Raw genomic sequence first — 20,350 nt, forward strand, 5'->3', positions numbered from 1 at the left:
GTGAAGCACAATGAATTCAGCATTGAAAGTAATAAAAGAGCAAGTTAATCATTTTTATTTAATTCGAAGATTATCTGTATTTGAAATGAAAAGCGCTAATAAAAATAATTACCTTGGTATGGCTTGGGAAATTCTGACACCAGCAATAGTAATAATGATTTATTGGCTTGTATTCGGAGTAGGTATTAGAAATAGGGCAGACATTCATGTCGGAAATATGGAGGTTCCTTTTTTATATTGGCTTATGACAGGTTACATGCTATGGATTTTCTTTAGTCAGTCTACTATTAATGGATCAAAATCAATATTTTCTCGGTTGAAAATTGTATCCAAAATGAACTTTCCAATAAGTATTATTCCAAACTATGTGATTTTTTCTAGATTTTATGTACATGTAGCTCTTATAGCGATTATAATCGTAATATTTCAATTTGCTGGTTATCCGATTAATAAGTACTATTTACAGCTTCCTTATTTTGCAATCGCAACCTATATCTTTACATACTCCCTTGCACTTATTACATCCACTTTATCCGTGATGATACGCGATGTGCATAAGTTATTAACATCGACAATGAGAATGGGAATATATATATCCCCGGTCCTATGGGACGTTTCGAGGATTGATCAAGATGGTTCAATTGCAAGTGCAGTTATCACAGCAATCGTTAGGCTGAACCCGCTAACCTACTTAATTGAAGGCTACAGGGCAGCATTTTTTGGAGTTGACTGGCATTTTATCACGGAACCGGGAGTTACTGCATATTTTTGGGTTGTTACAATATTATTATTTATTATTGGTTCGGTAATACATGTTAGTACAAGAAAACATTTTATCGACTATTTGTAACTATTAAATTGTCCTTTTAAGAATAAATTAATAACTATTGAAATTGTGGGTATAAAATACTATACTCAAAATGTGAATGAGTAAACGAGGAGGGGTCTCTAAATGGGATCTGGAACAGTGACACCAGTGGAATTATTCCAATCAAGTACGAATGTTAAGGATAGTAAAAACGAAAAAGGAGAATCTGAATCTAATTCAGAAGTTCCTAGAATAGAAGGAAAGTGGCCGGTTGCAAATTCTTCTCAATTTCAAATAAAGAAAAAAAGTACTTTAATTCAATTAAAAGTAATGTTGAAATGGTTAGGTTATGAACATGCAGATGCTTCGAAGACTCTTGATGCGTCTATCTTAGCATGTCTGCAGGATTTCCAGCGTGATTATAATCTCCCTGCCAAGGATCACATAGATGACTTGACAATTCAGCAAATAAAGAAAGAGTTTACTGCTTCTATTAATAATCTGGAAACTCGTCTAGAAAGTATTAAATATTTAAAACAAGATTTAAATAAACTTGGCTTTGGAAAAATACTAGTATCTAATAAAATAGGTTCCTTTACATTACGTAAAATAAAGGATTTTCAAGTTTATTATCGTCTTCCTGTAACAGGGTTTATTAACGTTGAAACGTTAATGAAAATTGATGAAATCCTATTAAACCCATTACAAGAAGGGAAGCAGCATGACGATTTAATTTTACTAAAAAAGTATTTAAATCTGCTTGGATACGGGTATATCAAAATAACAAAGAAATTTGGGAAGAAAACAGAAAGAGCAATTAGAAAATTCCAAAAGGAAAATCGGATTCCAGTTAATGGAATGGTTGATGAAATCACCAAGCTGAAAATTTATAACGCAGTGTGTTCTGCTATTAAGCCAAATAAAAGAAGTGAAAGCATTAAATATATTAAGGAGGCATTGAATCGACTGGGGTTTGGCGGCATAGAAATATCGAGTAAGCTAGGTCCCTTTGCAGTGAGTCGACTTACCAAATTTCAGACTTTTTATGGGTTACCAGCTACTGGAAAAGCCAATGTAGATACCCTACTTAAGGTCGAAGAAATTTTATCAAGCCCACTTCAAATCGATAAGAGCCACAAAGATGTCTTAGTACTTAAAAATAAACTTATTTACCTTGGCTATGGCGCAATAATAAAGACAGATAAATTTGGAGAACTTACTGAGAAAAAAGTAAAGCAGTTTCAAAGAGATCATGATTTGCCAGTTAGTGGTATTGCTGATAAACTGACAATGCAAAAGCTTGAACAGGCATGTAGATATATTGAAAAAAAGACATTCAATTATTTCGATATGACACTTGAGGAAGCTTTGAAGTTTCAAATACAGCAAAAATTGCATAAAAGCATTAAACAACGTGATATCAACAGCATTTTGTCCGAATTGGAACCAGTCTTTAATCCTGAAAGATTAATTAAAAATGAAAAAGATAAATTTCAATTACTAGATCTATCCAGGTCAAAGGTTGTTACGATAGAAACACTCCATAAATTTCTAAAAAAGAGTGGCATTTTTGTTGGGCTTGAAGAAGTATTTATTAATGCTGCAAGTGAGCATAGAATAAACGAAATTGTATTAGCTTCTCATGCATTACTAGAAGTTGAACGAGGTTTTTCACTGATAAATGGAGTTCCGGTTGATAAGAATGGTCGTATCACGTATGTGGAAGAAGAAAAGAATAATCTAAAGTCGCCAGGAGAAACCTCAGATACATATAAATGGGTTTATAATGTATACGGTATTAGTAACGAAGATAACTTATCTGGAAACGCAAAGATAGCATTTGATGAAGGATGGGATACTGTTGAAAAGGCGATTATCGGTGGTGCTAAGTACATTAAAGAAATGTATCTAGGTGATGGAAGAAATACATTTTACAATATGCGCTGGGATCTTCCAACTGAAAAGGAAGTGAATAGTGATACCCGCATTATAAAAAATAAACAATGGTTATTTGAACAGTTAGATAGGATACACAGTATTTATAAACAATTGGATTCATATGTATTATATTTAGATATTCCAATATACAAAAAATAATATTTCATGCGGTTCTTATTTGATAGGTGAATAATGGTCGCTAACTGGATACAAGGAAGGCATAGGCTCAAGTAATAGAACTCATATTTTATATAAACATGCTTATATCCCAGAATTTTTAAACTTGTGTCGTTCATTAAATAGTTAGAAATAGAGATTGAGAGTAAAGTGGTTCATCAATAACCCGCCATGGGAATATACTTCGCGTAACCTACGGCGGGTGGTGAGCACCCTTATGCTGCGTACTTCGGTGTCTCTCCTATGCCTTCCCTTCCAGGAAGTCCAGGTATATTTCATACGCTAAGTTTGAATTATACCGTTCGTCTATCGTTTAAATAGATTAATTATGTCCAACCTCCTTTTTGTTCATTTTCCCCAACATTCAAATATAATTACTTTATTACTACAATATTTCAATTTAAATTAACTGATGTCTATTTTATAAAATATATTATATTAGAATGAAAAGTGCAGATGAATACCATCCAATAAACATTTATATGTTAAAATAAAAAAGACTATATAAAATCTCTAAGTAGGTGCACACTTATGTGGAATATGAGCGAATTGCTTATTGCTTTTCTAATTTCCTGCGGGACAGCATTACTTGTAACGCCTTTAATTATCAAACTATCATTTAAATTTAATATCGTTGATAAGCCTGACAATAACCGGAAAATGCATAAAGGCGCCAAACCCAGTATGGGTGGACTTGGTATTTTTATCGGTACAGCTGCAGGTTTTTGGTATTTACAGCCTGCTAGTCCGGAGATGAATGCAATTATAATTGGTGCGTTTATTATGCTGATTACTGGGATAATTGATGATATTTTTGAAATAAGAGCGGCCTATAAATTAGCTGGTCAGATTGCTGCTGCTGTAGTGGTTGTATCATCTGGATTAGTTATTGATAAGGTGACCTTGCCATTCACTGGAACGATGTTTTTAAATGAATATGTTGGAATTGCTTTGACGATCTTTTGGATTTTGGCAGCCTCTAATGCAATTAATTTAATTGATGGATTAGATGGACTAGCTGCTGGTGTTTCTATAATCGCCTTAATAAGTATTCTTGTTATGGCTGTAACAGATTTCCGATTTATTGTAGTGGCTTTATGTGTTGTTTTGATTGGGAGCTCTTTAGGCTTTCTATTCTTTAACTTCCATCCGTCGAAGATCTTTATGGGGGATACGGGAGCACTGTTTCTTGGATATTCAATTGCAGTTGTATCCATGCTTGGATTATTTAAAAATGTTGCGTTCTTCAGTTTTATCATTCCAATAATTGTTATTGCCATTCCGGTATTCGATACATTGCTAGCTATTATAAGAAGAACGATGAATCATCAGGGGATTGCCAAGCCTGATAATAAACATATCCATTATCAGTTGATGAAAAGAGGATATTCACATCGTGCTTCTGTATTAATTATCTATGGTTTCAGCGTATTTTTTGGGGTTATGGCTGTAATCTTTAATAGTGCGACACTGTTGTCTTCGTTAGCTGTATTTGCATGTATAATAGCAGGCTTTCAGCTGTTCTCTGAAATAGCTGGGATAACCATTCATAATCGCCAGCCAATATTGCGTGGAATTCGTCAGCTAACAAAGCTGAGAAAGCCTAACAGAATGAAATAGCAAAAGAGGAAGCATCCGGCTAGCGACATACGGAGTTGAGAGAAGTCTTGCTGGTCGCTGAATCTGGACAAGAAATAAAAGAAGCATCTAATCTATTAATACTAGATTAGATGCTTCTTTTTTAGTAGGACTCTGAAGTACTTTCTACCGTTGAATCTTGATTATTTGCAACGGATGAATTAATTTCCAGATGATCCTGTAATAAGGCTTTTGTTTCTTCTAAAGATGGTTGGTCAAGTGCCCAATAATATTTATTTGCAGGCTGATAATCATATCCTTCTAATGATAATGTATTAACCTCGATGTTCTTTCCTTTTGTACCATAGGTAATAAATGTTTTCATATCACTGAATGTCATATTTGTTGTCATATTATCGCCAACAGCTTCAAGCAAATCATCATAACTTAAGATAGAATTAAGTGACGTTGCTTTGTTAATTACTGACTTCATAATTTCCTGTTGTCTCTTACCGCGTTCAATGTCATTATCAAGCTTTCTTGTTCTTGCAAGTGCAAGTGCTTCTTCTCCATCAACGTCTTGAACACCAGGCATCAAGTGGATCGAATCACGTTTATCCATGGAATTGGATTCTTTGAATTCATATGGTACATCTACGTTTATTCCACCTAAAGCATCGACAACGTCTACAAATGCGTGGAAGTTTACTTTAACATAGTAATCTACTGGTATATCAAGTAAGTTTTCTACTGTTTCAATTGCTGCAGTAGTTCCGCCAAAATAATGTGCGTGATTGATTTTGTCCTCATAACCAACTTCAGGAATGTAAACCAATGAATCACGTGGGATACTTAGAAGATTGACACTTTTTTCATCTTTATTGAAAGTGGCAAGCATTAAAGCGTCTGTTCTTGCACTGTCGGCATTGCCTCTATGCTCATTAGCATCTATACCCATAATAAGTACGGAGACATTATCAATACTGGGATCAACAAGTGCATCCCGCAATGGAGATTTCTCTCTGTCAGTCTCTACATAGGAGTCTGACATAACGGTGTCAGCTTTTATATATAAATAGGTTCCATAGCCAAGTATACTAAGAAAAGCAACTAAAATTGGTAATAAGATAAAATAAACCCTTTTACGCAATTTTCTCTTGTGTCTTTTAACGATTCGAGTCTGGGTAATTCGATTATTACTCATTATGTTTTCTCCTTAAATAACAATTCTATTAACTACTCATCAAGAAACATACTACACAACATTTTACTATGAAAATAGCAATTCGTAAATTAAAATTTAATTACAATATAGTGATAAGCAGCGTCCATATGAATTAGACGTTTAACTTCAAAAAAAGATACATATTTTTTTAATTTATTTCTGATTGTTATTCATATTTTTTTTAATCGCTGATGTTGAAATCCCTTCTGTTCTTGGAAAATATACAACCTCACAATATTTTTGTAAAAAATCAAACTGTCCCTTCCAGTCATCTCCCATGACAAAAATATCGATATCAAAACGTTTAACATCTTCAATTTTTTGATCCCATGAATATTCTGGAATAACCTTATCAACAAAACGAATCGATTCTAAAATCATTTTCCGATTGTCAAATGAATGATAAGCCTGCTTATTTTTTATTTTATTGAATTCATCTGTCGATATTCCTACAATTAAATAATCTCCTAAATTCTTTGCACGGCGTAGTAAATTGATATGACCAGCATGAATCAAATCGAATGTGCCATATGTTAATATTTTTTTAATGGGTTACGCCTCCATTTTGCTGATGAATGTATCATTATCATACCATAAATTTAATACATTAAACTTTTAAAATTCGACTTTTTTAGGCAAATAATTTTGGAAAGCGACAATACAAGTTGAAGCTTAGACTGAATCATTCACTTTGTCAGCATGAATATGTGATTGAGTTTTTTTAATGTTGTTAACTTTATTGCATGAAAGGTCCATAAAAATAAAGACCGAGAGATATGCAATATCCTCGGTCAACAATCAGTCCTATCAAAGAGATAGATTAGGTTTATCCTTACTGGCGAATTATTTAAATGTAAATTCGTTTATCTCGACTTCTTCCTGGTCGGTAGGCTGTTAAATCTATATCAACATTTTTCCCTTCGGCTATTGAGGCAGCGAGTGCACCGATGTAGGGCCCCATTGTTAAGCCAGATGGTCCTAAACCGGTTGCAATTACAAGTCCTTTTACATGATCCAGCGTTCCTAATAATGGCAATCCGTCAGGGCTCATTGGCCGGAATCCGATTCTCATTTCCTGGATAGTACCACTGGCAAGACCAGGTGCAACGTCCAAAGCATTTGTCAGTACCTCATGAATTCCTCCAGCTGTCGTTTTATACTCAAAACCGGAGCCTGTTTCTCTTGTAGCACCGGCAACAATTCTGGCATCATCAAATGCTAGCATATAATGAGTTGTCCTCGGCAGTACGACAGGCCAATTCGATGTATCCTCGTTAGGTAGTGCAATATGTGCAATTTGCCCGCGCTGGGCATCAACCTTCAAATCAATTCCAATAGGACTTAATAAGTGTGGCGTCCATGCACCTGCTGCTGCGACCACAGCATCTGCCTGAATCGTTTGATTTTGAAAGGTTATACCAGTAACGGCTTCCTGTTCCTGGATAAGAGAAGCTTCACCATGCAATACTTCGACTCCGTGTTTTTTTGCTGCACGTATCATAGCATCTCGCAGCAGTCTTCCATCAACACGTGCTCCTCCAGAAATAAAAACAGCTTCTAAATTTTTATTAAGAGGTGGGAACAATTCACGAGCTTCTTGGGATGATAGACGTCTAATCTCACCAATCTCTGGTGCATTTTCATACTTAGCCATTACCTCTTTTTTAATTGTATCCAATTCATTCGAATCTGAACTTACACAAAGGGCACCAACCGTCTTATAGCTCACATTTTCTTCTCCATCCTTCTTTAACTGATCGATAAGATGCGAGTAAAATAGTGCTCCTCTTCTTGCAATCTGGTACCAATTATCATCTTGTACATGTGACGATACCCAAGGACAAACAATTCCAGCATCGGCAGCAGTTGCAGCACCTTGTTGATCCTTATCAATTAAAATTACCTGATGGTTATTTTGGGCTAATTGATATGCCGTACTAGCTCCCACAATACCACTACCTACAACAATGATTTTCATTCGAAATTCCCCTCCGATTTGAAAGCTGAATTTTATAAAAATTATACATTAAACGTTGCTAAATTGTGAAGTAATCCAATTCTGAAGCAAGTAATTATAACTTTCTCCCTATCAAGCTTTTATTTAATATGGTATTTTTAATGTATGGATAAAAATTATAATTTATTATTCTATGAGACGGAGTAATAAAATAGGAAAGTTTGAAAGGTTGTTAATAGATGACGAGGGAATTACAGGTTGTAAACATAGAAGAAATTGACATAATAAATACAACAATAAAAGATTTTTTGCAGTATCATTTATATCCTCGATTGAACAGAAAACAGCAATCTTTTATTGTTTTAGCTGACACTGCAACCCTTATGCGTGCGAACAGGGATAGGACATATAAACAAATCATTCAATCAGCTGATTATGTTGTTCCAAATGGGGAAGGGATCATGGGTGCTGCAAAGTATAGAAAGCAGCCTTTCATAGAACGGATTGAGGCATATGAAGTTATTCTTGATTTACTTCAATTTGCTGAAGTGCAGGGCTTAAGCTGTTACATATTAGGTGGAAAAGACTATATCAATGAAAAGGCTGTACTAAAAATAGAGAAAAGGTTTCCTAATGTCAGGATTGCCGGTCATCAACACGGTTCAATTTCCCTTGAGAATCCACAAATTGCAGAAGATATAAAGAAAGCAAATCCGGACCTTATTTTTATATCATTAAAGAAGGGAAAACAAGAACAATGGATTGCTGCACATAAAAATCAAATTCCAAAAGGTATGTTTATCGGAGTTGGTGAAAGCCTTGAGCTGTTAGCTGATGAAAGGAAGCGAACCCCCCAGCAGTGGAAAAGACTGAATCTAGAATGGCTGTATCGTTTATTCCAGAACCCGTCCCGTTTCGGTCAAACGATGGGGAAAATTAAATTTTTTTTGCACTTAATTTTAAAAAGTAAGAAAGGCTAGCATCTGATACAATTCCTCGAGAATTCGATTTCAATCCTTACTCTTGAGGAGCAGTACAATGATGCCAGCCGTTTTATTGCTTTCAATGAACCTTAGAATCTTCCTTTATACAAGACTGTAAACCAAATTGATTGATTTTTTATTAATCTGTTATTAAATATGTAAATCAATCATTAATCGTTTGTAAGAAATCAGTTAAAACACATTTTGGCGTTTCTATTTATGATTAAATGAATTTGATTACTCGTATCGCACGAGGTTGTATCTTTCCATAGCTAACTAGGATTATAACGGCAATTAAACAGCTAATTTGGTTAAGGTACAATAGAGAATCCAGAGTGAAACACGCTCTAGCTCCTCTATTTAATAATAAAATAAGGGAAGTGTTTCTATGTGTGAGACAAAGATTTACGGTCATCGTGGTTGTATGGGTTCGTTTCCGGAAAATACACTGCTTGGGTTTAAAAAGGCAATTGAGCTTGGTGTCGATGGGCTAGAAATAGATGTCCATATGACAGAAGACGGTGAAATTGTTGTTATCCATGATGAAACATTGGATCGAACGACAGATGGATCTGGATTTATTAAGGATTTAACATTAGAAGAGATTAAACAGTATAGTGCTGGCGTAAAGCATACGCATTTTCACGATTATGATGAAGTGGATTGGACAATGGAACGTGTACCAACATTAAAAGAATTATTAGAACTGCTCGAGCCTTATCCCATTGATTTGAATATCGAATTAAAGACATATCGATTTCCTTATGAGGGTATTGAAGAAAAGATTCTTTCATTAGTAGAACAGTATGGAAATGGACGGAAGGTAGTTTATTCTACATTTCATTTACCTACTTTATTACGCATCAAAAGTCATGACAAGGAAGCAAACATAGCATGGCTGTTGGAGCAGCCAATTACACACCCGCTCGATTATATGAATACACTTGATTTAGAGGCATTACATATATCAAAAAGAATGCTACTGTCCGATCCGTTTGAATGGAAAGGGATGTTTGATAAACTACGTGTCTGGACAGTAAATGAAAAAGATGAATTAAAGCAGTTATTAGACCTTCGTGTAAATGCGATTATTACAGATTTTCCCGAAAAAGCGCTATTTTATCGGAGTGAAAGACTGGCATTTTCATAAGGGTGTCTTTTAATCCAAAAGACAAAGTGAACTGTTCTGTTATCCGACAGTTTACTGGAAATACTAAAAAAGCAGGGTAATAAATGAACTAGAGGGGCTATGGATGATACTTAGCTCCTCTTCATGTGCCAATGCTGCTGAAGTGGACTACCATAATTTGCCTGTATATGTGTCCTTTTGAAAATAGTAGTCATTTCCCGGGAAATATCGACAAAAAGTGCGTGTGAATCAGTTCTGTTCGATTTGCTTTTACTAAGTAGTCCTCTTTTCATAAAACTATACCATAATATTATAAGAATAGAAGATACGGCTAATAATTCAGGGAATTATGGATGATTGCTACAGTGTGTTGCACTTGCATAAGTAAACTACCATCTACCACCAATATATATAAAATCTGTCAGCATTCAACTATAATGAATGCAGCCTATGATAAACAGAGGAGCTGACCTAATAACTTAGCGCTCCTCAATCTTAAAATCTATTATATTTTCCTAACAGAAATTGCTTGAGAATAGCTTATAGCTAAGCATTCCTCTAAATCTTCTTCTGCAAGCAGTCCGAGTTCGATTGCAGCTTTTACCTTTCCATCATCTGGCTTTTTAACAATCTGAATAAGATCATCCATTTGTAATTGTTCTAACTTTTCTACCGTGTCCTTCTCTTTAAATCTCTCTGTTTTGCGAATCTGACGCAGAAGCTTATAGTCTCCTTCAATGAATTCTCCCTTTTTATTTGGACCCGTATATTTATCCATATGTGTATGGAAAGAGACTTTCAATTGGTTCATTTCTGCTTCAATTTCTTTTTTCAGCTTGTTCAAATCATAATAACGGGCTAGCATATCCTCTGTTAACAGCAAATTATCCGTATTCATCATACCCCTCCAAAAAATACTGTTTATAGAGTTTATTGAAGAAGCCAATGATTTATTCCCTTCAAAGGTTTATAGAAAAATCAAAATTAAGCTTTAACTAGTAGTTGTATAGACAAGCATATTTGCTGGTGGTATAATTTTGCTGGAAGTATATATGATAACGCTATCATATTGGGAATTAAAATGTTTAGGAAGGTTGTTCAGTAAAAAATAGTTAGTGCAAATTGCGGTTAACTGCGGTGTTTTTTAACCAGCTTTTTTGAACAACCTTATTAATAACTGAAATGGGGGGCTATTTCTATGATGAAATATCTGCAAAATCTTGGAAAGTCGCTGATGCTGCCAGTAGCTGTATTACCTGCCGCTGCAATTTTAATGGGTATTGGGTACGCAATTGATTCAGAGGGCTGGGGTTCTGAAAATGTATTTGCTGCCTTTTTAATTAGCGGGGGAAGTGCAATTCTGGATTTTATTCCAATTTTATTCGCTGTAGGGGTAGCTATTGGAATGACGAAGGATAAAGATGGACCAGCCGCACTTAGTGGTTTAGTTGGCTATCTTGTTATTACGACTGTGCTTTCATCTGAAAATGCTGCTAACCTGCTGCAAATTTCAAGTGACGCAGTGAATCCTGCATTCGGTGCTATCCAGAACGTGTTTATTGGTATCTTATCTGGAGGAATTGCCGCAGCCTTGTATAATCGTTTTAGCCATGTAAAACTGCCGGATGCTCTTGCATTCTTTAGTGGGAAAAGACTTGTGCCAATTCTTACTGCAGCAGCAATGCTTGCAGTCTCAGTAGTAATGCTGTTTGTTTGGCCTGTTCTTTATTCAGGGCTGGTATCATTTGGTACATTTATCAGTGATCTGGGAGCACTAGGTGCAGGGTTATATGGATTCTTTAATCGCTTATTAATTCCAACAGGCTTGCATCATGCACTGAATAATGTGTTCTGGTTTGACTTAGCAGGCATTAATGATATCGGTAACTTTTGGTCTGGAAATGGTGAAAAAGGTATTACCGGTATGTATCAAGCAGGGTTTTTTCCAATTATGATGTTTGGACTGCCTGCTGCTGCTCTTGCGATGTACCATACCGCTCTAACCAAAAGAAAGAAACAAGCTGCATCATTATTAATGGCTACAGCATTTGCTTCTTTCCTTACAGGTGTTACAGAGCCGATTGAGTTTGCTTTTATGTTTCTAGCACCTGCGCTGTATGTAGTTCATGCTGCATTAACGGGTATTTCACTAGCTGTTGCAGCTATGTTTGGTTGGACAGCAGGGTTTAGCTTTAGCGCGGGATTAATTGATTTTATCCTGAGCTTCCAGCTGCCATTAGCCAACCAGCCGTACATGTTGCTTATACAAGGATTGGTTGTTGCTGTTATCTATTATTTCCTGTTCCGTTTCCTAATTGTTAAATTCAATATGAAAACTCCGGGACGTGAGGATGACGATGAAGAAGAAGTACTTGTTGGAGAAACTGCAATTTCGTCAGAAACAAGTACAAGTACCGCTGGGAAAGATAGATTTGCTGTAATGGCTGAACAAATTTATGATGGTCTTGGTGGTTCATCAAATATCCAATCTATTGATAATTGTGCTACTCGTCTTCGGTTAGAAGTTAATGATATGGACGTTGTGGATCAAAATAAAATCAAAGCCGCTGGCGTACCGGGTGTGAATGTTGTAGGTAAACATAGCATTCAGGTTATTGTAGGTACCCAGGTGCAATTTGTAGCTGATGAAGTTAAAAAATTACATGACGAAAAGTAACTAAAAGGGTTAGTGTTGATTAATGAGCACTAGCCCCTTTTTTATATTATGGTGTTGTGATCAAATATGCTTCATTCAGCAATATGCATACAAGCTCATAAAAAACGGACAGCAAAAAGGCTAGTGTCCTTTGAACTGGACTGCTAGCCTTTTGATTAACCATATTTGTGAATGGCCTCCAGTGTTTTATTGCGGGCATCCATCAATTTTTCATGATTTAGTAATTTATAGGTCAATAAATCAAGTAAAAATAAGCCTGGCAATAGAGAATTAATAAATTTGACATCATCAATGTATTTATAGCTTGATATGAGAACAACTTCGTCTGCAAGCTCCGTTAAAGCTGTTTGCTCGAAATTGGTTACGACAATAACAGCAACCTTATTGGCTTTTGCTATTTTAGCAGAGTCAATAATTGGTTTCGTTTTACCAGAATTAGAGAAACAAACGAGCAAATCATCTTCCTGAAGCAGACTGCTCTTCATTAACAGATCATGTGCATCTGTTACAGATTCCGACGTAATCCCCATTCTGTATATTCTGCTGTTAAATTCATGAGCAACCAATCCGGAGTTGCCAATTCCACAAAACAAAATCTTATTCGTGTTTAAAATGAGATTTACAATTTTACTCGTTTGTTCTTCACTGAAAAACTGTTGAGTAGATTTGATTATCGTTTGGTAATAGTTGTAAACTGTTTCGAATGTCTCATCATTTTTCTTGTTTTCCGTATTACTTCCAATTAAAGAGAATTTCATTTGCTGAAAAGTGCTGAAATCAATTTTTTTGCAAAATCTGGTTATACTAGCTGGAGATACTTGAATTTCTTCGGATAGGTCAATAATGGTTTTATCCTGTATCGCAGCTTTATTTGCAAGTAAATATTTAGTTATTTTTTTATCATTATCGGTTAATGAAGCGTTATATTTTTGAATCCTATTTTCAAAATTCAACAGTTGCAGCTCCTTTCTTACACTTATCATTATAGCATCATAATATTAAATATTATATTGACATAAATGAAAGCGTTTGTTAAGATTTTGTTGAAAATAATTTTCGGGTGGTGTTATATTTATGAAAAAGTTTTTCGGTAAAGCGCAGCAGTTTGGTAAATCATTTATGTTGCCAATTGCTATTCTGCCAGCAGCAGGTCTTTTGCTCGGTATAGGGGGTGCTTTATCTAACCCAAATACAGTCAATGCATATCCAATCTTGGACCAAAGCTGGCTCCAAGCAATTTTTACGATAATGAGTTCCGCTGGGAATATTGTGTTTGCCAATTTACCAGTGATCTTTGCGGTAGGGGTTGCGATTGGGCTCGCTAGATCAGACAAAGGTACAGCTGGATTAGCAGCACTTATCGGTTATCTAGTAATGAATGCAACGATTAATGCTATTTTAATTATTACGGATAGCCTTGCAGCAGAAAGTCTTTCTGCAGTTGGACAAGGTGTTGCATTAGGAATACAAACATTAGAATCAGGCGTTTTTGGTGGGATTATTGTTGGGATTATGGCAGGACTCCTTCATAATCGATTTAATAAAATTGAGTTGCCACAATTTCTGGGATTCTTTGGAGGTTCCCGATTTGTTCCAATCATAACCTCTTTTTCTGCGATTATTCTGGGGACGGTTATGTATTATGTATGGCCAGTTATTCAAAATGCAATTTTTAGCTTTGGAGATATTGTTAATGCAACAGGGTATATCGGTACATTTTTCTATGGATTTATCTTGCGTCTACTAGGTCCATTTGGATTGCATCACATTTTCTATCTGCCTTTCTGGCAAACGGGTTTAGGTGGTGCATTAGAAATTGGTGGACAATTGATTCAAGGAACACAGAATATATTCTTTGCACAATTGGGAGACCCAACGACAACGAAGTTTTTTGAAGGTACATCACGTTTTATGTCTGGAAGATTTATTACAATGATGTTTGGATTATTAGGTGCAGCTTATGCGATTTATCGTACAGCCAAGCCTGAAAATAAAAAGGTTGTCGGGGGATTAATGCTATCAGCCGGATTGACGTCCTTTTTAACAGGGATTACAGAGCCATTGGAGTTCTCATTCTTATTTATCGCTCCATTGCTTTACGTGATGCATGCATTTTTTGATGGTTTAGCATTTATGCTGGCACATATTTTCCAAATAACAATTGGACAAACATTCTCTGGAGGTTTCATTGACTTCATCTTATTTGGAGTATTGCAAGGTCAAGCATTAACAAACTGGATGTATGTTATTCCGATTGGAATCATTTGGTTCTTCTTATACTTCTTTACGTTCACATTTTTAATTAAGAAGTTTAACTTTAAAACACCTGGACGTGAAGAAAAGAAAGCTGAAGATCATGCAGATACTGCAACGGCAAATGCCACTGGTGAAGAACGCCCATTAGCAATTATTGAAGCATTAGGTGGAAGAGATAATTTATTAGATGTGGATAACTGTGCAACGAGATTGCGCATAACTGTTAAGGATGGCGAAATGGTTAATGAAGCCGCCTTAAAGCATACAGGAAGTAAAGGTGTTATCGTAAAAGGTGAGGGCGTGCAGGTAATCTACGGGCCACAGGTTTCCGTTATAAAGAATGAAATTGAAGAAGAATTAGAGAAATAATAGGAGTTGAACGTTTTGAAATTACCAAGAAATTTAATTGTCTCGTGTCAAGCATTAGAAGAAGAACCACTTCATTCGTCGTTTATCATGAGTAAAATGGCTCTTGCAGCTGCCCAAGGTGGAGCAAAAGGGATCCGAGCAAATTCAAAAGAAGATATTATTGAGATTAAAAAAGAAGTAGACCTTCCGATTATTGGAATTGTTAAACGGAATTATAAAGACTCTGATGTCTTTATCACTGCAACGAGTAAAGAGATCGATGAATTAATTGAAAGTGGCTGTGAAGTGATTGCAATGGATGCAACCATCAGCGAAAGACCAGAAAAGATATTAGAAGAGTTAGTAGCCTATACGAGAGAACAGGCACCAAATGTTGAATTGATGGCTGATATATCTACAATTGAGGAAGCACAGATTGCTGAGAAATTAGGATTTGATTATATCGGAACAACCTTACATGGTTACACCAAGCACACAAAAGGGAAGAAATTATATGATAATGATTTTGCCTTTTTAAAAGAAATACTGCAGGCGGTGAAAAAGCCAGTAATTGCTGAAGGGAATATTATGACACCACATATGCTGAAGAAGTCTTTTGAATTAGGTGTATATGCTACTGTAGTAGGTGGAGCAATTACAAGACCAAAGGACATTACAAGCCGATTTGTTTATGAAATTAAAGATATGATTTAATAAAAAAAAGAAGGGAATTTCAACTATGTTTAAAAAACTGTTTAAGCAAAAAAAAGAAGAAAATATAGTTGCACCATTAAATGGAAAAATCGTACCTATAGAAGAAGTTCCTGATCCTGTCTTTAATCAAAAAATGATGGGAGAAGGAATCGCAATTATTCCAGATGAAGGATTGGTTTATTCTCCGGTTAATGGAAAAGTAATTCAGCTTGCTGAGACAAAGCATGCGATTGGAATTGTTACGGATAGTGGGGTTGAGATTCTTATCCATATCGGCCTGGAGACAGTTGGATTAAAAGGAGAAGGATTCACTGCAAAAGTAAAAACAGGGGAAGAAGTATCAGCTGGTCAGCTTTTAATGGAAGTTGATTTGGATTATATTGGTGAGCATGCATCGAACACAATTACCCCAATTGTAATTACAAATAGTGCAGAAGATAATAAATCGTATCAATTTACATCCGAAACAATAGCAAAAGCTAAAGAGACGGTTATTATTACGGCAGAAGATAAATAAATGTGTATTAGAAAAGGTGGAGGGGAACCGAATGATAGCAGGCAATCGGTCGATGTTTATTAAGAATGTAAAGGTCTATTTGGAAGATAGAGTGATTTCAAATGCCGGAATTTATATCGAAAACCATCGCATTCACTCTATTCATGAAGGTAATGAACTGCCGGATGACCTTGATCAACACGCACATATCATTGATGCAACTGGCCTGAACGCAGTCCCGGGATTTATCGATGGTCATATCCACGGTGCAAATGGAGCGGACACAATGGATGCAACGGAAACAGCATTGGATAAAATCGCATCGCTTTTACCAATGGAAGGGACAACAAGCTTTCTCGCAACGACGATTACACAAGCACACGATAATATTTCCAAAGCCTTGGAAAATGCTGCACGTTATTCAAATAAACCCGGACAAGCAGAACTGATCGGAATCCATTTAGAAGGCCCATTTGTGGAAGAAACAAAGGCAGGAGCACAACCAAGAGAGTATATTATTAAACCGGACTTGGAACAATTTAAGAAATGGCAATCGCAATCAGGCGGAAATATTAAAACGATTACGATGGCTCCAGAGCATGATGAAGAAGGTTTTTTTATAAGTCATTTAGCCCAAGCTGGTGTAAATGTTTCTGCAGGACATACAGACTGTGGATTTGCTGGAATTAAAAAAGCTGTAGCCCAAGGGGTCAGCCAGTTAACGCATCTATGTAATGCGATGAATGGTATTCATCATCGAGATATTGGTGCGGTTGGTGCTGCATTTCAATTGAAGGAATTACATGCAGAGCTAATCGCAGATGGAATTCATGTTGATCCAGAAATGCTGCAATTAATTTATAATAATATGGGCAGTGAACGGATTATTTTAATTACCGATGCAATGCGGGCAAAAGGACTGCCAGATGGCGATTATGAGCTTGGCGGCCAGCCTGTTAAGGTAGAAAATGGGAGAGCTGTATTGGAAGATGGAACACTAGCTGGCAGTATTTTGAAAATGCATGAAGGTGCTAAGCAAATGCTGAAGCTAGCTGGTGTCTCAATTCGTGACATTGTTCAAATGGCATCCGTTAACCCGGCAAAACAAATTGGCATTTACGACCGAAAAGGCAGTATTTCACATGGCAAAGATGCTGACATTCTGTTAGTAGATGATGAACTTAATATAAAATTTACCATTTGTCGCGGGAAAATTTCATTCCAATAAACACTTCGGAAATAATTCATGTTATTATCAAGAAGTGTGCAAAATTTGACAAAGCTTTGCAGAAGTTTTTCATTTGGAGGAGATTGGAAAGTGAACGTTATAAAAGTAAAAAACTACGATGAAATGAGCGAAAAAGCGGCCGAATTTATCGTAGATCGTATCCATACAATAGAGAATCCGGTTCTTGGTTTAGCAACTGGTTCAACCCCAGAGGGTCTCTATCAACGAATTATTAAAAAATATGAGCAAAACGAAGTATCTTTTAAAGATGTAACTACTTTTAATTTAGATGAATATGTCGGATTAGAAAAGAATGATCCAAATAGCTACTATTACTTTATGAATGAAAAGCTATTTCGTCATGTAGATATTGAGATGGATCGAGTTCGTGTTCCAAATGGTGTAGCTGAAGATTTGGAGAACGAATGTAGGGAACATGAACGTGCAATTGAACAAGCAGGTGGAGTGGATGTTCAAGTATTGGGAATTGGCGGCAATGGCCATATTGGTTTTAATGAACCAGGAACTCCCTTCTCCAGCAAAACACATGTCGTTGACCTAGATCAGTCCACAATCCAGGCGAATGCACGATTCTTCAAATCCATTGATGAGGTGCCTACACAGGCAGTTTCAATGGGAATTGAAACAATTATGAACAGTAAAGAAATCCTTTTACTTGTTTCTGGTGAAGCAAAAGCAGATGCAATGGCAAAATTGCTAAATGGCGAAGTGTCTGAAGACTTCCCAGCTTCTATTTTAAAACAACATGATAACGTAACCGTTATTGTTGACGAAGCAGCACTGACAATTGCTGAAGGTAAATAAAATTATAAAAGCAGCGCCCAAACCGGGCGCTTTTATTTTTTCCAGTACCTAATGTCAAAACAGCACTACTGCCACGGAAACAGCACCACCGTCCACGGAAACAGCACCATCATCCACGGAAACAGCACCACCCCAAGTCAAAACAGCACCATCATCCATAGAAACAGCACCATCCCAAGCCAAAACAGCACCACCGTCCATAGAAACAGCACCATCCCAAGTCAAAACAGCACCACCGTCCACGGAAACAGCACCATCCCAAGTCAAAACAGCACCATTCCAAACCAAATCTGCTCTGACACCAACTACATTCACATTATAAATTAGTGGGTAAGATAGAAATGAATAGGGTACAGTAAGAAGAATAAAGCCTGAAAAGAGCTCATTCCAAGTCACGTTTTACATTTAATTTCTTTACTATTAAATTATGTCAACAATAGCAATGCCAATTTGCCATTTTCTTTTGATTGAATAACCTACCATTCTTTCTTACGATTAATAATGATGCAATTATGAAAGGAGAATATTAAATGGCTGAACAAAAAGGAATCCGTGCTAAAGTACAGCGTTTCGGAAGCTATTTAAGCGGTATGATTATGCCGAATATTGGTGCTTTTATTGCATGGGGAATTATTACAGCTTTATTTATACCGGATGGCTGGCTGCCAAATGAAGATTTGGCAACATTAGTCGATCCAATGCTTTATTACTTATTGCCACTCTTAATTGGTTTTACTGGTGGACGTATGGTTTATGATTTACGTGGTGGAGTTGTCGGGGCTACCGCGACAATGGGTGTCATTGCTGGAGCACCAGATGTTCCAATGTTCTTAGGAGCAATGATTGTCGGACCGCTTGCTGGATACTTAATGAAGAAAATTGACCAAGTACTGCAGCACCGAATTCGTCAAGGTTTTGAGATGCTTTATAACAACTTCTCAGCAGGGATATTTGCTGCACTATTAGCAATTGTTGCGTTACTGGGAATTGGGCCATTAGTAGGCGCATTGAATAAAGCCTTAGCTGCTGGTGTTGAAGTGATTATCAATGCTGGTTTATTGCCTTTGGCCAATATCATTATTGAACCAGCGAAAATATTATTTTTAAATAATGCAATCAATCATGGAATTTTAAGTCCAATTGGGGCAGACCAAGCCTCACAATTTGGGAAATCAATTCTATTCTTATTGGAAGCGAATCCAGGACCTGGTTTAGGTATTTTGATTGCCTTTATTGTCTTTGGAAAAGGTGCTTCCAAAAGCTCTGCTTCTGGTGCGGCAATTATTCAATTTTTTGGTGGGATTCATGAGATTTACTTCCCGTATGTATTAATGAAACCAGCATTAATTTTGGCAGCTATCGCTGGTGGGGTAAGTGGTGTGTTTACCTTCCAACTGTTTGATGTAGGATTAAGAGCACCATCTTCGCCAGGAAGTATTTTTGCAGTATTAGCGATGACAGCACAAGATAGCTATGTCGGCGTTATCCTAGGTGTTCTTGTAGCAGCTGTCGTTTCATTTATCGTTGCTGCCATTATTTTAAAAACAAGCAAAGACAGTGACAAAGATCTTTCTGAAGCAACAAGTAAAATGGAAGAAATGAAAGGCAAGAAAAGTACTGTTGCAGGATCATTAAATCAAACTGCAGAAGAACAGACAGAAGAAGCAGTTGAAGAAAGCAAGCAGGCAGAAGCTGTAGATAAAATTATCTTTGCTTGTGATGCAGGAATGGGCTCAAGTGCAATGGGTGCTTCCTTATTGAAAAATAAATTTAAGAAAGCAGATATAGATATTTTTGTGACAAATAAAGCTATTAATGAGATTCCTGAAGATGCAGATATCGTTGTTACGCATAAGGATTTAACAGATCGCGCAAAAGCAAAGGTACCTGCTGCTGAACATATATCCGTAGAAAACTTCTTAAATAGTCCAAGGTACGACGAGCTGGTAGAACGCTTGAAAAAATAATCGAAGTTTCGAATAGCATGGTCGAGGTGGTGAAGGCTTCTGAA

18 protein-coding genes are annotated in these 20,350 nt (G+C 36.4%); 12 read left to right on the plus strand and 6 right to left on the minus strand.

The window, feature by feature from the left end; all coding sequences use genetic code 11:
• Positions 1–10 precede the first annotated feature (10 nt).
• The 3 genes from NSQ77_RS13610 to NSQ77_RS13620 all read left to right on the plus strand — a co-directional run bounded on the left by NSQ77_RS13610 (position 11) and on the right by NSQ77_RS13620 (position 4,543).
• Positions 11–850, plus strand: a complete 840-nt coding sequence (locus NSQ77_RS13610; RefSeq protein ID WP_339226579.1) for an ABC transporter permease — start codon at positions 11–13, stop codon at positions 848–850.
• Positions 851–967: 117 nt separating this feature from the next.
• The gene (locus tag NSQ77_RS13615) at positions 968–2,905 is read left to right on the plus strand and encodes a peptidoglycan-binding protein (RefSeq protein ID WP_339226580.1); all 1,938 of its coding nucleotides are present in this window, start codon (positions 968–970) and stop codon (positions 2,903–2,905) included.
• 549 nt (positions 2,906–3,454) lie between these two features.
• On the plus strand, positions 3,455–4,543 hold the full coding sequence (locus tag NSQ77_RS13620) for an MraY family glycosyltransferase (protein ID WP_339226581.1): 1,089 nt from the start codon (positions 3,455–3,457) through the stop codon (positions 4,541–4,543).
• 121 nt (positions 4,544–4,664) lie between these two features.
• On the opposite strand, the gene NSQ77_RS13625 is transcribed toward NSQ77_RS13620, so the two are convergent.
• The 3 genes from NSQ77_RS13625 to NSQ77_RS13635 form a co-directional block, all read right to left on the minus strand.
• Positions 4,665–5,705 carry an LCP family protein gene (locus tag NSQ77_RS13625; RefSeq protein ID WP_339226582.1) on the minus strand — a complete coding sequence of 347 codons (1,041 nt, stop codon included), beginning with the start codon at positions 5,703–5,705 and terminating at the stop codon, positions 4,665–4,667.
• A 174-nt stretch (positions 5,706–5,879) separates the two neighbouring features.
• On the minus strand, positions 5,880–6,275 hold the full coding sequence (gene tagD / locus NSQ77_RS13630) for a glycerol-3-phosphate cytidylyltransferase (RefSeq protein WP_339231013.1): 396 nt from the start codon (positions 6,273–6,275) through the stop codon (positions 5,880–5,882).
• Positions 6,276–6,573: 298 nt separating this feature from the next.
• Complete coding sequence (locus tag NSQ77_RS13635) at positions 6,574–7,704, minus strand: FAD-dependent oxidoreductase (protein ID WP_339226583.1); 1,131 nt, start codon at positions 7,702–7,704, stop codon at positions 6,574–6,576.
• Between the two features lie 218 nt (positions 7,705–7,922).
• On the opposite strand from NSQ77_RS13635, the gene NSQ77_RS13640 reads away from it, so the two are divergent.
• Positions 7,923–8,663, plus strand: a complete 741-nt coding sequence (locus tag NSQ77_RS13640; RefSeq protein ID WP_339226584.1) for a WecB/TagA/CpsF family glycosyltransferase — start codon at positions 7,923–7,925, stop codon at positions 8,661–8,663.
• 391 nt (positions 8,664–9,054) lie between these two features.
• Positions 9,055–9,816 carry a glycerophosphodiester phosphodiesterase family protein gene (locus NSQ77_RS13645; protein WP_339226585.1) on the plus strand — a complete coding sequence of 254 codons (762 nt, stop codon included), beginning with the start codon at positions 9,055–9,057 and terminating at the stop codon, positions 9,814–9,816.
• Between the two features lie 484 nt (positions 9,817–10,300).
• Here NSQ77_RS13645 and NSQ77_RS13650 read toward each other — a convergent pair whose 3' ends face one another.
• Positions 10,301–10,693 carry a hypothetical protein gene (locus NSQ77_RS13650; RefSeq protein ID WP_339226586.1) on the minus strand — a complete coding sequence of 131 codons (393 nt, stop codon included), beginning with the start codon at positions 10,691–10,693 and terminating at the stop codon, positions 10,301–10,303.
• Between the two features lie 300 nt (positions 10,694–10,993).
• On the opposite strand from NSQ77_RS13650, the gene nagE reads away from it, so the two are divergent.
• Positions 10,994–12,472 carry an N-acetylglucosamine-specific PTS transporter subunit IIBC gene (nagE, locus tag NSQ77_RS13655; protein ID WP_339226587.1) on the plus strand — a complete coding sequence of 493 codons (1,479 nt, stop codon included), beginning with the start codon at positions 10,994–10,996 and terminating at the stop codon, positions 12,470–12,472.
• A gap of 155 nt (positions 12,473–12,627) precedes the next feature.
• Here nagE and NSQ77_RS13660 read toward each other — a convergent pair whose 3' ends face one another.
• Positions 12,628–13,425 carry a MurR/RpiR family transcriptional regulator gene (locus NSQ77_RS13660; protein ID WP_339226588.1) on the minus strand — a complete coding sequence of 266 codons (798 nt, stop codon included), beginning with the start codon at positions 13,423–13,425 and terminating at the stop codon, positions 12,628–12,630.
• 121 nt (positions 13,426–13,546) lie between these two features.
• Here NSQ77_RS13660 and ptsG point away from each other — a divergent pair, with 121 nt between their 5' ends.
• The 5 genes from ptsG (at position 13,547) to nagB (ending at position 18,339) form a co-directional block, all read left to right on the plus strand.
• Positions 13,547–15,097 carry a glucose-specific PTS transporter subunit IIBC gene (gene ptsG, locus NSQ77_RS13665; RefSeq protein WP_339226589.1) on the plus strand — a complete coding sequence of 517 codons (1,551 nt, stop codon included), beginning with the start codon at positions 13,547–13,549 and terminating at the stop codon, positions 15,095–15,097.
• A 15-nt stretch (positions 15,098–15,112) separates the two neighbouring features.
• Positions 15,113–15,790: an N-acetylmannosamine-6-phosphate 2-epimerase gene (locus tag NSQ77_RS13670; RefSeq protein ID WP_339226590.1), complete on the plus strand. Its 678-nt coding sequence runs from the start codon at positions 15,113–15,115 to the stop codon at positions 15,788–15,790.
• A gap of 25 nt (positions 15,791–15,815) precedes the next feature.
• Positions 15,816–16,307: a PTS glucose transporter subunit IIA gene (locus tag NSQ77_RS13675; RefSeq protein ID WP_339226591.1), complete on the plus strand. Its 492-nt coding sequence runs from the start codon at positions 15,816–15,818 to the stop codon at positions 16,305–16,307.
• A 31-nt stretch (positions 16,308–16,338) separates the two neighbouring features.
• Positions 16,339–17,514 carry an N-acetylglucosamine-6-phosphate deacetylase gene (gene nagA / locus NSQ77_RS13680; RefSeq protein WP_339226592.1) on the plus strand — a complete coding sequence of 392 codons (1,176 nt, stop codon included), beginning with the start codon at positions 16,339–16,341 and terminating at the stop codon, positions 17,512–17,514.
• Between the two features lie 90 nt (positions 17,515–17,604).
• Entirely contained in the window at positions 17,605–18,339 is a 735-nt protein-coding gene (gene nagB, locus NSQ77_RS13685) for a glucosamine-6-phosphate deaminase (RefSeq protein WP_339226593.1), read from the plus strand.
• Between the two features lie 54 nt (positions 18,340–18,393).
• Here the strand turns inward: nagB and NSQ77_RS13690 are convergent, their stop codons facing one another.
• Positions 18,394–18,735: a hypothetical protein gene (locus NSQ77_RS13690; RefSeq protein WP_339226594.1), complete on the minus strand. Its 342-nt coding sequence runs from the start codon at positions 18,733–18,735 to the stop codon at positions 18,394–18,396.
• Positions 18,736–18,869: 134 nt separating this feature from the next.
• On the opposite strand from NSQ77_RS13690, the gene NSQ77_RS13695 reads away from it, so the two are divergent.
• Positions 18,870–20,306 carry a PTS mannitol transporter subunit IICB gene (locus tag NSQ77_RS13695; protein WP_339226595.1) on the plus strand — a complete coding sequence of 479 codons (1,437 nt, stop codon included), beginning with the start codon at positions 18,870–18,872 and terminating at the stop codon, positions 20,304–20,306.
• The last annotated feature ends 44 nt before the right edge of the window (positions 20,307–20,350 follow it).

Origin of the sequence: Oceanobacillus sp. FSL K6-2867 (assembly GCF_037963145.1) — a bacterium.
Lineage (GTDB): Bacteria > Bacillota > Bacilli > Bacillales > Amphibacillaceae > Oceanobacillus.